This is a genomic window from Pseudomonas sp. Tri1 (assembly GCF_017968885.1).
Classification (GTDB): domain Bacteria; phylum Pseudomonadota; class Gammaproteobacteria; order Pseudomonadales; family Pseudomonadaceae; genus Aquipseudomonas.
This window is the reverse complement of the sequence record NZ_CP072913.1, coordinates 1,796,901-1,810,686: the sequence shown is the minus strand read 5'-3', so window position 1 is coordinate 1,810,686 and position 13,786 is coordinate 1,796,901. Positions and strand designations below refer to the sequence as shown.

Genomic DNA, 13,786 nt, shown 5'->3' with positions numbered 1-13,786 from the left:
GTTAGCCGCCGGCGACCGGGGTGAAAATACTCTGCAGGTGCGCTTCGCTGGCGCCCATGCCGATGTTGTCGTTCAGGCTCTGGCGCAGGTAAACGGCCATGGCCGGATAGAGATTGATGGCGGTGTCGGTTTCCCGGTCACCGCCGGGCACGTAGGCACCGACGCTGATCAGGTCGCGGCTTTGCTGGTAGCGCGACCAGTATTGCTTGAACTGTTGGGCACGCTTCATGTGTTCGGCACTGATGACCGACGGCATCACCCGGCTGATGGACGCTTCGATATCGATGGCTGGGTAATGTCCCTCTTCGGCCAAGCGTCTGGACAGCACAATGTGACCATCGAGCACACCCCGAGCGGAGTCGGCAATGGGGTCTTGCTGGTCGTCACCCTCAGACAGCACGGTATAAAACGCCGTGATCGAACCACCGCCCTTCTCTGCGTTACCGGCACGTTCCACCAGCTTCGGCAGCTTGGCGAACACTGAAGGTGGATAACCCTTGGTGGCCGGCGGCTCGCCAATGGCCAGGGCGATTTCCCGCTGGGCCTGGGCAAAACGGGTCAGCGAATCCATCAGCAACAGGACATTCTTGCCCTTGTCGCGGAAATACTCGGCGATGCGCGTGCAGTACATGGCCGCCCGCAGCCGCATCAGCGGGGCATCGTCCGCTGGCGAAGCGACTACGACCGAACGCTTGAGCCCTTCTTCGCCAAGGATGTGCTCGATGAATTCCTTCACCTCGCGGCCCCGCTCGCCGATCAGGCCCACCACGATGATGTCGGCTTCGGTGAAACGGGTCATCATGCCCAGCAGCACACTCTTACCCACCCCGGTACCGGCAAACAGGCCCAGACGCTGGCCGCGCCCAACCGTCAACAAACCGTTGATGCAACGAATGCCCACGTCCAGCGGCACGCTGATGGGGTCGCGCTTGAGGGGGTTGATTGTCGGGCCATCCATCGGCACCCAGTCTTCGGCCTTCATCCCACCTTTGCCGTCCAGGGCACGTCCGGCCCCGTCCAGCACGCGTCCGAGCATACCCATGCCCATGGGCAGCCGACCGGTGTCGGGCAGGGGCACCACGCGCGCCCCCGGGGCGATACCGGCCACGCTGCCCACCGGCATCAAAAAGACTTTGCTGCCGGAAAAGCCCATGACTTCGGCTTCGACCTGAACGGGGTGATAGCTGTCGTCGTTGATCACCATGCAGCGACTGCCCATGGCGGCACGCAGGCCTTCGGCTTCAAGCGTCAGGCCGACCATGCGCAGCAGGCGCCCTTCCAGGATCGGCTGGCCGGCCAACTCAGTGGCCTCGGCGTAGCTGCCCAGGCGCTTGCCGAAGCTGGTTCGCTCAAGGCGCATCACGGCCGTCCAATGCAGGAACACTCAATTCAACGGGATCCGGCTCAGCGATGCTCGGTTCATCATCAGCCGCGACCGTGGGTTCGTCCGGCAACTCCAGACTCAAATCGCTGGCTGCCGGATGCAGGGCCTGTTCGTGCAATTGGTCAAACAGCTTGGCCATGACCTGACTGATGCGGGTTTCGACCGTCGCATCGATACGGCTGTGCTCGGTTTCCACCCGGCAACCACCCGGCAGTAACGAAGCATCCTCCACAATGCGCCAGGTTTCTTCATGACGCTCGCGCAAGGCTTTGACCAACTCGAAATCCTGGGGGTTGATGTACAACCGCACATTGCCTACGCCCAGCGGCAATAGCTTGAGGGCTTCGCGCATGACGTGTTCGATCTGGTTCGAATCAATGGCCAGTTCACGCTGGATCACCTGTTTGGTGATGTGTTGCACCAAACCCACCAGGGATTTCTCGATCTGGGTGTCCTGCTCGGCGATAGGATCGAACAGGTTGTGCATCAGCAATTCCAACGCCCGCAACTTGGCCGTCAGCGCCACGTCGGCTTCCTGACGGACCTTGAGCGTGGTGCTGTGGAACCCTTCCTTCTCGCCAACGGCGAAGCCTTCGTTGTAGGCCTCCTGGCGAATGCTCTCGACTTCCTCCAGAGTCAGTGGCTGGACTTCCTCCAGCGGCACTTCCTCCATTTCCGGCAACTCTTCCACAGGCTCCGGCTCAGGCTCGGGCACGTGGGGGTCGAAGCTTGGCAGCGACCAGACGTCGAAACCGCCGACGTCCCGGGCGCGGATCAGGTCGCTGGGTGAATCATCACTCTTGGCAGACATAACGACCTTAGATCATCTCTTCGCCGCCCTTGCCACCGAGAACGATCTCTCCGGCTTCGGCCATACGGCGGGCGATGGTGAGGATTTCCTTCTGTGCGGTTTCCACGTCGCTGACGCGCACCGGGCCCTTGGCCTCGAGGTCGTCGCGCAACAGTTCGGCCGCCCGTTTGGACATGTTCTTGAAGATCTTTTCCTTGACGCCTTCGTCCGAGCCCTTGAGAGCCAGCACCAGTACATCGGAGGACACTTCGCGCAACAGTGCCTGAATACCGCGGTCATCGACATCGGACAGGTTGTTGAACACGAACATGAGGTCTTCGATCTGACCGGACAGGTCCTCGTCGACTTCGCGGATCGAATCCATCAACTGACCTTCGATCGAACTGTCGAGGAAGTTCATGATATCCGCCGCACGCTTGATACCACCCAGGGTGGTGCGCGAGGCATTGGAGTTGCCCGAGAACTGCTTCTCGAGGATCTGGTTCAATTCTTTCAGGGCAGCTGGTTGCACGGTGTTGAGCGAAGACACCCGCAGGATGATGTCCAACCGCACTTTATGGTCGAAGTTGCCCAGCACTTCGCCGGCCTGGTCCGGATCGAGGTAAGCCACCACGATCGCCTGGATCTGTGGGTGCTCGTAACGGATCACGTCGGCAACGGCGCGCGGTTCCATCCACTTGAGGCTGTCCAGGCCGCTGGTATTGCCACCCAGCAGGATACGGTCGATGAGGCCGTTGGCCTTGTCCTCGCCCAGTGCCTGGGTGAGCATCTTGCGCACGTAGTCATCGGAACCGACGCCCAGGCTGGTCTGATCGCCGACGATGTCGACGAACTCGCTCATCACCTGCTCGACCTGCTCACGGTGCACATTGCCCATCTGCGCCATGGCCACGCCCACTCGCTGGACCTCTTTGGGGCCCATGTGGCGCAGCACTTGGGCGGCGTCGGTCGAACCCAGGGACAGCAGCAAAATCGCAGCTTTGTCGACCCGGGACAATTTGGCAACAGCGGCTCGATTATCACTCATCTGCGTTAATCCACTCTTTCACGACCTGGGCCACACGACCCGGATCTTCTGCCACCAGACTCTTGATGGCGTTCAACTGAGCGTCATAGCCTTCGCTCGGGCTTGGCAACAGAATGCTCTGCGGCCCGCCGAGGCTGACGCGATCATTGGCCAATTCGCCATCCAGGCCGCCCATGCCGCCCAGCTCTACATCACCCAAGCCAGCCAACTGCTTGCTCCTGCCGCCACCGGTAATGTTGTTGAGCACCGGACGCAGCACGCCAAACACCAGGATCAGGATGAACAGCACACCCAATACTTGCTTGACCACATCCCAGAACCAGGGTTGCGAATAAAACGGAATATCGGCGATGACTTCACCGCGCTCCGAGGAGAATGGCACGTTGATCACACTGACGCTGTCGCCACGGCTGGCATCGAAACCCACGGCGTCCTGTACCAGTCGGGTAAAGCGCGCCAATTCGTCGGCGCTCCACGGTGCCCGGCTGGTTTCGCCGTTGGCCGGGTTGACCTTGACCTGATCGTCCACCACCACGGCCACCGACAGGCGGGTCAGACGGCCCTGCTGCTGCTTGGTGTGGCTGATGGAACGGTCGAGTTCGAAGTTCTTGGTCGACTGTTGACGCTTATCGGCTGGATACGGCGCCAACATCGGCTGGCCGGTGGCCGGGTCCATGATCTGCTGGCCATTGGCGTCGATCAGCGGTTGACCTGGCTGCACCATGCCGGCGGCTGCGGTTGCACCACCGGTGGTTTGTGGCGCGCTGGCCGGCGACGGCGGTTGGTTGCTCAGGGCACCCGGCACGCCTTGCGGACCATTGCTGGCGGTGCGCTGTTCGCTCACCGATTGCTCGCTGCGCAAGGCCGGTTGATCCGGGTTGAACTGCTCGGACGTCGACTCGACGGCACTGAAATCCAGGTCGGCCGAGACTTCCGCCTTATAGCGATCGTTACCCAGGATCGGTTGCAGGATGTTGTGCACCCGTTGGGTCAGCATGCCTTCCATGCGACGGCTGTAATCGAATTGCTTGCCGGCCATGGTCAGTTCGGAGTTTTCCGCCTGATCAGACAACAGGTTGCCTTTCTGGTCGACCACCGTGATTTGGGATTTGCTCAACTCAGGTACGCTGGTCGCCACCAGGTTGATGATGGCCAGCACTTGGCCTGGCTCCAGGGAGCGGCCCGAATACAGTTCGACCAGTACCGAAGCACTCGGTTTGCGTTCATCGCGCACAAACACCGAACTCTTCGGAATCGCCAGGTGCACACGGGCGCCCTTGACGTTGTTCAGGCTGGAAATGGTGCGCGCCAGTTCGCCTTCCAGGCCGCGACGATAACGGGTCGCTTCCATGAACTGGCTGGTGCCCAGGCCTTGATCCTTGTCGAGGATCTCGAAACCGATGTTGCCATCGGTGGGCGTCACGCCAGCGGCGGCGAGCTTGAGGCGCGCACGGGCGACGTCGTCAGCCTTGACCAGCAACGCACCGGAATTGGGTTCGACAGTGTAAGGAATGTCGGCGGAAGCCAGGGTTTCCATGACTTGCTTGGCGTCCATGCCCGCAAGGCTGCCGTACAGAGGACGGTAGTCCGGCTGCTGGGACCACAGCACCACGGCAAAACCAATCGCCACGCTGGCAGCCAGGCCGACCAACAGGCCAACCTGACGCAACATGGTCATCTCGGAGAGATTTTCCAGGAAGGACAGACCGAACAGCGGCGGTTTGCCGTCTATCGGAGTGGCCTTGGCCGGAACGTTATCAGCGGCTGCTTCTGCCATGACTCAATAATTTCCTTAGACCGGCATCTGCATGATGTCTTGATAGGCTTGAACCAGTTTGTTGCGAACCTGGGTCAACGCCTGAAACGAGACAGCGGCTTTCTGCGAGGAGATCATGACATCCGTCAGGTCGACGCCGCTTTTGCCAATCTCGAAAGCACTGGCCAACTGATTCGACGCCTGCTGGGTATCGTTCACTTTATTGACGGCCTGACCGAGCATGTCGGAAAAGCTGCTGCCACCCACTTGGGGGACCGCGACCGATTTAGGCTGGGCCATGGCGTCCATCTGCATGGCCCGCATGTCCAGCATCAACCGATTAAATTCAATACCTTGGCTCATGGTCTACTCTCTCTGGCGGCCCGCGTTTTTTTGACACTTACTCAGCGGGTATACAGGTGTTAGCAACAAGGGTGCCAGCTCCATGGCGACAGGAAACAAATGCTCACTTAAGCTCATGTGGGAGCGGGCCTGCCCGCGAAAGCGATGGCTCAGCCCATGCAAATGTGACTGGCAGATCGCCTTCGCGAGCAATCCTGCTCCCACAGAGGATTTTCGGTACACACCACTCAACTGGCGAAGAGGTAGGCCTCCACATCCATTCCGGCGTCCCGCATCTGTGCCAGCTTGTAGCGCAGGGTGCGCGGGCTGATCCCCAGGCGTTCGGCTGCCTCCTTGCGACGACCGCGCTCGGCGCGCAGGGTGTCGATGATCATCTGGAATTCGCGACGGCGCAGGTCGTCTCCCAGGGCGCCAGCCGACTCGCCCTCCGCGTCCGCCTGGGGGGCGAACGCCGGAGCCGCCGACACTGCTGGCAATGGCGCGCAGGCCACCGGACCGCTCAGACAGAAATCTTGCGGCTGGATCAAACCGCCTTGCTGCAGGATCAATGCTCGCTGAATGGCGTTATCCAGCTCCCGCACGTTACCGGGCCAGGGATAGGCGATCAGGAAAGCCTCGGCCTGGGGCGACAATCGGGCCGTCGCATGCTTCATTTTGTTCACGTGCTTGGCCAGCAGGCGTTCGGCCAGTGGCAGGATATCGGCGGTGCGCTCGCGCAGCGGACGCCAGGCCAGCGGAAATACCGACAGGCGATAGTAAAGGTCTTCACGAAAACGCCCTGCCGCCACTTCGCCGGCCAGGTCGCGGTTGGTGGTCGCCACCACGCGAATGTCCAGGCTGATGGGTTTGCGGGCACCGACCCGCTCCACTTCCCGCTCTTGCAAGACCCGCAACAGCTTGGCCTGCAACCCCAGGGGCATTTCGGAAATTTCATCGAGCAAAATGGTGCCGCCATCGGCTTGCTCGAACTTGCCGGCCTGGGCCGCAATGGCGCCGGTGAACGAGCCCTTTTCGTGCCCGAACAGTGTCGCCTCGAGCATGTTGTCGGGAATCGCCGCACAGTTGATCGCAATGAACGGTTCGCTGGCGCGCCGGGATTGCTGGTGGATGTAGCGCGCCAGCACTTCCTTGCCGGTGCCAGACTCGCCGGAGATCAACACCGTCGAGTCACTGCGGGCCACTCGCGCCGCCAACTCCAGCAACTGCGCACTGGCCGGCTCGAGCGCGACCGGCCCATCACCGTCAATGGCAGGACTACCTTGGGCATGGCGAGCTACCAGATCCAGCAACGCCTTGGGCTCGAACGGCTTGACCAGATAATCCGCCGCGCCTTGGCGCATGGCATCCACTGCTCGCTCGACAGCACCGTGAGCGGTCATCAGTAACACTGGCAACTGAGGCTGACGGGCGCGCAACAGCCCAAGCAATTGATGCCCGTCCATGCCTGGCATGTTGACGTCACTGATCACCAGGCTGAAGGGTTCCCGGCCAACGGCCAGCAATGCCTCTTCCGCCGAACCGACGGCGGCGTAATCGTGCCCGGCCAGTACCAGCGTATCGGCCAGCGCTTCGCGCAGGGCCCGATCGTCCTCAACCAGTAACACCTTGATCGCCATTACCTTTACTCCATACCCGGCGCACTGGAAAACAGCGGCAAGAGCACCAACGCACAGGTGCCGCGCCCCAGCCGCGAGCGCAATTGCAACTCTCCCTGATGCGCACGGGCCACGGCCTTGACCACGGTCAACCCCAGTCCGGTGCCGGTAGTCTTCGTGGTGAAGAACGGCTCGCCCAGACGCGTCAGTACGGCCGGCTCGATCCCACTGCCACTGTCACTGACGCACAAGCGCAACGTGTTGCAGCGGGTATATAAATGCACCTTCAAACGGACATTGCCGTTGCTGGCCTGGATTGCGTTTTCAATGAGATTCAACACCGCACCGACCAGGGTGTCACGGTTACACAGCAGCTCGCCGGTATGGCTGTCGCACTGCCAGCGGACCGGCAAATCCTGCACATGGGTCAACGCCGCTGCCTGCAATGATTGCAGCAAAGCCTTGGGGGTAACGCGGTCGGTCAACGGCAGTTCACCACGGGCGAATACCAGCATGTCGCGCACTTGATGCTCCAACTCGTGCAGGCGCTCCTTGAGGCGACCGGCGAACCGCTGCTGGGTTTCTACCGGCAGTTGCTGTTCAGTCAGATGGCTGGCGTATAAAAGTGCGGCAGACAGAGGCGTGCGAATCTGGTGCGCCAACGACGCGACCATCCGCCCCAGGGATGACAAGCGCTCATGACGAGCCAATTGATCTTGCAGGTGACGGGTTTCAGTCAGGTCATTGAGCAACACCAGTTGCCCCGGCTCCGCATCCAGCGAACGCGTCGAAATGGACAGGCGCCGACCGTCCTTGAGCGACACTTCATGGCCGTCGTCTTCACGGGGCGCAAAGCAACGCGCAATGACATGCCGCCACAGCTCCCCTTCCAGCGGCAGGCCAAGCAACTCACAGGCTGCAGGGTTGGCTTCGCGCACACGGCCATGAGCATCGATGACAATAACGCCACCGGGCAACAGATCGAGCAGGTTTTGCAGACGATTAGCCAGGCGCTCTTTTTCCGCCAGCTCCTGCATACGCTGAGCGCTGACCACCGCCAACTCGCCCTTGAGCTCGGTGACCCGGGCTTCGAGCAGGCTGTAGGAATCAGTCAGCTGACTGGACATTTGGCTAAACAACGCAAATGCCTGCTCAAGTCCAAGCCGGCTAGCCTGCTCGGCGGATGGCATGAGCCCCGGCTCAGGGACAGGGGACATCTGGGCGGCTTGGGTCATCGTGTCTCTCGCTTGGCTGACCGTCAGTTAAACGGAACGTTGCGAGGGCTGTAGCAATACCCGTGCCGAAAAAAAACCGCCTGAAAATCAGGCGGTTGTAAAACAGGCGTCAATCATCCGCCTGTTCATCTCCTTCGCGCCGGCTCATACCGTACTTGCGCATCTTTTCCACCAGGGTGGTGCGGCGGATGCGCAGGCGCTCCGCGGCACGGGCCACGATACCGTTGGCGTCGTCCAAAGCCTGCTGGATAAGCCCTTGCTCCAGGCCACCGAGGTAGTCCTTCAGATCCAGGCCTTCGGGCGGCAGCAAGGCATTGGCGGTGAAATCTGGTGTATGGCCGTTGATAGCCACTCGTTCTTCCAGGTCGCTGCGCAGGCTGTCGACCATTTGTTCGTCTTCGTCATCGACGTAGCGGAATTTCTTCGGCAGCTCGGTCACGCCGATAACCCCGTACGGATGCATGATCGCCATGCGCTCCACCAGGTTGGCCAGCTCCCGGACGTTGCCCGGCCAGCCATGACGGCACAGGGACATGATCGCCGCCGAGTTGAAGCGGATCGAACCACGCTTTTCGTGCTCCATGCGCGAAATCAGCTCGTTCATCAACAGCGGGATGTCTTCGACTCGCTCACGCAGTGGCGCCATTTCGATCGGGAAGACGTTGAGGCGGTAATAGAGGTCTTCACGGAAGCTGCCGATCTCGATCATGCTCTCGAGGTTCTTGTGGGTCGCAGCAATGATCCGCACGTCGACGCTCTGGGTCTTGTTGCTGCCCACGCGCTCGAACGTACGCTCCTGCAGCACCCGCAGCAGCTTGACCTGCATCGGCAACGGCATGTCGCCGATTTCATCAAGGAACAGCGTACCGCCGTTAGCCAGCTCGAAACGCCCCGCCCGGCTGGTAATGGCGCCGGTGAAGGCGCCCTTCTCGTGGCCGAACAGCTCGCTCTCCAGCAACTCGGCCGGAATCGCGCCACAGTTGACCGGCACGAATGGCGCTTCGCGACGCTTGGAGTGGTAATGCAGGTTGCGCGCAACCACTTCCTTACCGGTACCCGATTCGCCCAGGATCAACACGCTGGCGTCGGTATCGGCCACCTGTTGCATCATCTGGCGCACATGCTGGATCGCCCGGCTGGTGCCGACGAGGCTGCGGAAAAGATTGGGTTCGCGATGCCTGCCGCGTTCGCGGGCCTGGTCGTACATCTCGCGATAGACCTGGGCGCGATGCAGCGAATCCAGCAACTTGCTGTAGCTGGGCGGCATTTCGAGCGTGGAAAGCACCCGGCGACGCTGGTCTTCAGGCAAGTCAAGGGAAGAATTTTCGCCCATTAACAAAACCGGAAGGAACTCATCCCAGGTCGAGAGTGTCTTTAGCAAGCCCAAAAGAGTCGCGGGCGCATTGACGGTCCCGATCAGGACGCAAATGACTTCGCGACTGGACGACAAAGAGCCGACGGCCTGCTGCCAGTCATGGCTTCCGCAGGGTAAATTTTCTTCACCAAGAAAATTTAAGATCACCGCCAAGTCGCGGCGGCGGACGCTATCGTCATCGATCAGGAGAATTTTGGTTTCACGCCACATGCAATAGCAACTTCCCTAGTCAACTCAATGCCCGGAATTTGGGGGCAAGCTAGACGCTTGCAGACTTGTCATGCCTGTAGACGCCTTAAATCTGGATACAGCCACTAGTTAAGTCAAAAAACCGCGCACAGTCAAATTTATGGCGCACAGGGTTCGGATTAACTCAGCATTAACCGAACAGATGGTAAACCTTTGCCGCGTTCTGCGCTTGATGGATCTGCGACATCTCGTCGACGATTGCCTGACGCTCTCCCGTCGCCGCCTCCAGCAATTGCCGATAAACCCCCAGCAACTCCTCAAGTTTATTGCGCAACGCCACCTCGTCCACGTTGGACTCGCCCAGGACGTCTTCCATGCAGGAACGGCACGCCAGGTCCAATTGACCGATTGCCTCCCAGTTACGCTCGGCCAGGGCACCGACCAGGGCATCACGGGTTTGTTCGATTCGCTGCAAGACAAGACTCATGAGAGTACTCCTAGAATTGCGGACCAGGCGTGGCGATGGCATCCCAGCCTTCCTTGACCGTGCAAAGCAGATCAGCCACTTCGTCGAGGATCTTCGGATCGGCCTTGACGTTGGCCTCGGCCAAACGCTTCATCATGTAGGTATAGAGACCATCCAGCTCGGCCACTGACTCGGCCTGGTTTTCCAGGTCCAGGCCTTCACGCAGGCCGCCGACGATGCCAATGGCCTTGCCGATCAGCACGCCTCTGCTGGCGATATCGTTACGCTCCATCGCGCCCTTGGCCTGGGCAATACGATCCAGACCGCCCTCCATGAGCATCTGCACCAGACGATGGGGACTTGCTTCGGAGGTTTGCGCCTGGGCGCCAATCTTCTGGTATTGGCGAAGGGCCAACATCGGATTCATGTTCTACCTCATCAAAAAACTGCGGTTGGTATAAACAGCGTATCGACGCTGCGTCAAAAAACTTTAGGTCGAAAAGCCGAAAGCCCGGAACGTTGTCAAAACGTTGCCGGGCTTTTTGCATCGATCGAAATCAGCTGTTTTTCTGTTGTGCCGTCAATGCTTCGAACATCGAGGTGATGTTGCTGGCAGTAGCCTTCAGCTTGCCGACCAGGGTATCCATGTCGTTGTACTTTTTGGTGAGCGTGGCGGTCAGGGTCTCGACCCGGCGATCCAAGGCCTCCTGATCGTTCTTCAGGCGGGTCTGGGTCTTGGTCAGCGTGTTGGTGCGCTGATCGAGGATGCCGCCGGTCTGGGTGTAGGGTTCGATAGCCTTACCCATACGCTCCAGCAGACCATCGGTGCCGGTGAAGAACGTTTGGACTTCGCCGCTGAGCTTTTTATCGCTCATCGCTGCGGTGAATTTGACGCTATCGAAGTTCAACGCACCCGTCTTCTGATCGGTGGTAATACCCAACTGGGCCATCGACGTCAGCTTGTCGCCAGCGCCGGTTTCAGACAGGGGCGCTCGAATCGCCGCCAGCAGCGAGCGAGGCAATGCGTCACCGGTCAATTTTGCCGACACCGTCAACTTCCCATCATCGTCGAGCGACGGCTTGGTCAGAGCGGTAATGCTATTGGCGATCGCGTTATAGGCATCGACGAACTTCTGGATCGAGGCTTTCAGGCCATCGTTGTTCGGTGCCACGGTAACGGTTGAACTGGCGCTCGGCCCGCCACTGAGCAAATTCAAGGTCAACCCGGAAATCGCCGTGCTTACCGTATTGCTCTTGCTGGTCAGCGCCATGCCATCGACGGAGAACTTGGCATCTTGGGCCAGAGCACCGATGGCGCCCGCAGAAGTGGCCGTCAGCGCGGCACCGCCGGCCCCCACGACATTCGTCCCATCGATCTCCAGCCCTGCGATGCCGCTCACCGAGATGTCGGAACCTGCGCCGGTCGTGCTGGAACCCAGCACCAGGCGCGAACCGAAAGAGTCAGTGATGATGTTGGCACTGAAACCCGCAGCCTTGAGCGAAGTGTCGGCATTGATCGCGTCGCGAACCGATTGCAGGGTCGCACCGGACGCCACATCCAGGTTGTAGTCGACACCGTTCTGCTTGATGGTCAACGTACCGGACGGAATGGCACTGGAAGTGCCACCGGCGAAAGCGGCCGTAGTGACCTTGGAAGCCGTTGCGATACTATCGACCTTGATCGAATAGGTACCGTTCACCGCCGAGTTGCTGGCGGTTGCCGTCAGAACAGTGGGGGTCGAGGAGGTTGCAGCAAAACCCGCGAATTGCGGAGTCGTTGTGCTGGACAAGTCCTTCATCGCGGTATTGAAAGCTGCCAACAACGACTTCAGGGTTCCCACCCCGGAGATACTGTTGGTAGTCGTCGTCGTCGCTCGGGTGATCTGACCTTGCTTGGCGGCCTTGTCGGAGTCGACCAGGGCCTTGACGATCGCAGTGGTATCAAGGCCGGAGCCTAGACCCAAGCCAGGTAGAATTGGACTTGCCATGTGGGACTCCCTTCAGTGTGTCGCCGGCCTTTTGACCCTTACAACGCCCAAAAGAACATAGCAACAAAATTCGTGCCAGTTGTCAGGCTTCGGCGCTGAACAACAAGCTGTTTGCATCATTCAAACTATTGGCCAGCTTCAGAACTTCTTCGTTCGGGATCTGGCGAATCACTTCACCGGAACCACTGGCAATCACTTTGACCACTACTTTGCCTGAAGGCTCATCAATAGAGAACTCCAGGTTGCGCTTGACCGACTGGACGAACTTCTCGATTTCCTGAACGGCCTTCTTGAGTTTGTCCTGCTCGGCAGCAGCGTCTTTGGGAGTTTCCTTCACCGCAGCCACGACAGCAGCGTCGGCTTGAGGCTTCTCCACCGGCTTATCCACCGGTTTTCCGACCACCGTAGGAGCTGGCTTCGCCGCTGGATAAGACAAGTTCAGCTTCACGCTCATATCCATGTCCATCACCTCTTGAACGGAAAAAGCGAGAGAGTACGCAAGCGCACTCCCCCGCTAAAACTCATCCAGCTATTACTGAAGCAGCTTCAGTACAGCGGATGGCAGTTGGTTGGCCTGGGCCAGAACCGAGGTAGACGCTTGCTGCAGAGTCTGCTGCTTGGTCAGTTGTGCAGTTTCAGCAGCGAAGTCGGTATCTTGTACGCGACCCAGTGCAGCACTGGCGTTTTCGTTGATGTTCTGCAGGTTGGAGATAGTGCTGGCGAAACGGTTTTGTGCAGCACCGAGGTCAGCACGGGCACTGTTGATGGTGTCGATCGCGCTGGTGATTGCGTCCATAGCGGCCGAGAAGTTGGTTTCAGCAGCAGCGCTGTCGGAACCAACGATGGTGATTGCCGAGTCAACACCCAGGCTTGCAGCGTCGAAGCTGGCGCTCAAGGTCAGCGAGATCTGGTTGTCAGCACCGGTGTTCGAACCAACCTGGAAGGTCATGGTGCTGGCGGTACCGTCAAGCAGATTCTTACCGTTCAGGTTGGTGCTGTTGGCGATACGGGTCAGTTCGTCGCTCATCTGCGAGAACTCTTTGTTCAGAGCGACACGGTCGGTTGCGCTGTTGCTATCGTTACGGGACTGGATGGCCAGTTCACGCATACGCTGCAGAATGTTGGTTTGTTCCTGCATTGCGCCTTCAGCGGTCTGCGCCATGGAGATACCATCGTTGGCGTTTTTGATCGCCATGGTCTGACCGCGGATTTGCGAGGTCATACGGGTAGCGATCTGCAGGCCGGCGGCGTCGTCTTTGGCGCTGTTGATTTTCAGGCCGGAAGACAAACGGGTCATCGAAGTGGACAGAGCGTCGGAAGCCCGGTTCAGGTTCTTCTGAACGTTCAGCGATGTGGTGTTAGTGTTTACTGTTAAAGCCATGACGAATTCCTCGTTGGTTGGGTACTGCGGCTTCCGGCCCTTGGCAACCGCCGGGGTGTGGCCTAGAGAACCTTCGTAATAGTTATCGTCGGATTGGGAACTTGCTTGAGGGCTTTTTTCAAAATATTTGCTAGCAGACTGCCACCCCTTGCAAAACAAGGGTTTAGCGGCGGGTAAAGGCCCGAAAAATGGCGTCAAGAAAGCGCGAGACAAAAT

The 13,786-nt window shown here is 59.5% G+C and carries 13 protein-coding genes; all 13 read right to left on the bottom strand.

Annotated elements, in window-relative coordinates; genetic code table 11:
* Position 1: 1 nt before the first annotated feature.
* Positions 2-1,360: a flagellar protein export ATPase FliI gene (gene fliI, locus J9870_RS08010; RefSeq protein WP_210643432.1), complete on the bottom strand. Its 1,359-nt coding sequence runs from the start codon at positions 1,358-1,360 to the stop codon at positions 2-4.
* Complete coding sequence (gene fliH, locus J9870_RS08005) at positions 1,350-2,195, bottom strand: flagellar assembly protein FliH (RefSeq protein ID WP_210643431.1); 846 nt, start codon at positions 2,193-2,195, stop codon at positions 1,350-1,352. The genes fliI and fliH overlap by 11 nt, the downstream gene beginning before the upstream one ends.
* Before the next feature lie 7 nt (positions 2,196-2,202).
* Entirely contained in the window at positions 2,203-3,222 is a 1,020-nt protein-coding gene (gene fliG, locus J9870_RS08000) for a flagellar motor switch protein FliG (protein WP_003184041.1), read from the bottom strand.
* Positions 3,215-4,999: a flagellar basal-body MS-ring/collar protein FliF gene (gene fliF / locus J9870_RS07995; RefSeq protein WP_210643430.1), complete on the bottom strand. Its 1,785-nt coding sequence runs from the start codon at positions 4,997-4,999 to the stop codon at positions 3,215-3,217. Before fliF ends, fliG begins: the two co-directional genes overlap by 8 nt.
* Positions 5,000-5,014: 15 nt before the next feature.
* Positions 5,015-5,341, bottom strand: coding sequence for a flagellar hook-basal body complex protein FliE (gene fliE, locus J9870_RS07990; protein WP_210643429.1), 327 nt, complete (start codon positions 5,339-5,341; stop codon positions 5,015-5,017).
* A gap of 227 nt (positions 5,342-5,568) precedes the next feature.
* On the bottom strand, positions 5,569-6,957 hold the full coding sequence (locus tag J9870_RS07985) for a sigma-54 dependent transcriptional regulator (protein WP_210643428.1): 1,389 nt from the start codon (positions 6,955-6,957) through the stop codon (positions 5,569-5,571).
* A 5-nt stretch (positions 6,958-6,962) separates the two neighbouring features.
* Positions 6,963-8,153, bottom strand: a complete 1,191-nt coding sequence (locus tag J9870_RS07980; RefSeq protein WP_210645146.1) for an ATP-binding protein — start codon at positions 8,151-8,153, stop codon at positions 6,963-6,965.
* Positions 8,154-8,280: 127 nt separating this feature from the next.
* The gene (locus tag J9870_RS07975) at positions 8,281-9,756 is read right to left on the bottom strand and encodes a sigma-54 dependent transcriptional regulator (protein WP_135844288.1); all 1,476 of its coding nucleotides are present in this window, start codon (positions 9,754-9,756) and stop codon (positions 8,281-8,283) included.
* A 169-nt stretch (positions 9,757-9,925) separates the two neighbouring features.
* Complete coding sequence (locus tag J9870_RS07970) at positions 9,926-10,222, bottom strand: flagellar protein FliT (protein ID WP_210643427.1); 297 nt, start codon at positions 10,220-10,222, stop codon at positions 9,926-9,928.
* Positions 10,223-10,232: 10 nt separating this feature from the next.
* A complete protein-coding gene (fliS, locus tag J9870_RS07965) occupies positions 10,233-10,628 on the bottom strand; it encodes a flagellar export chaperone FliS (protein ID WP_210643426.1) in 396 nt (131 codons plus the stop codon).
* A gap of 130 nt (positions 10,629-10,758) precedes the next feature.
* Positions 10,759-12,189: a flagellar filament capping protein FliD gene (gene fliD, locus J9870_RS07960; RefSeq protein WP_210643425.1), complete on the bottom strand. Its 1,431-nt coding sequence runs from the start codon at positions 12,187-12,189 to the stop codon at positions 10,759-10,761.
* Between the two features lie 82 nt (positions 12,190-12,271).
* The gene (locus tag J9870_RS07955; RefSeq protein WP_210643424.1) at positions 12,272-12,649 is read right to left on the bottom strand and encodes a flagellar protein FlaG; all 378 of its coding nucleotides are present in this window, start codon (positions 12,647-12,649) and stop codon (positions 12,272-12,274) included.
* 72 nt (positions 12,650-12,721) lie between these two features.
* Positions 12,722-13,570 carry a flagellin domain-containing protein gene (locus J9870_RS07950; RefSeq protein WP_210645143.1) on the bottom strand — a complete coding sequence of 283 codons (849 nt, stop codon included), beginning with the start codon at positions 13,568-13,570 and terminating at the stop codon, positions 12,722-12,724.
* Between the last annotated feature and the right edge of the window lie 216 nt (positions 13,571-13,786).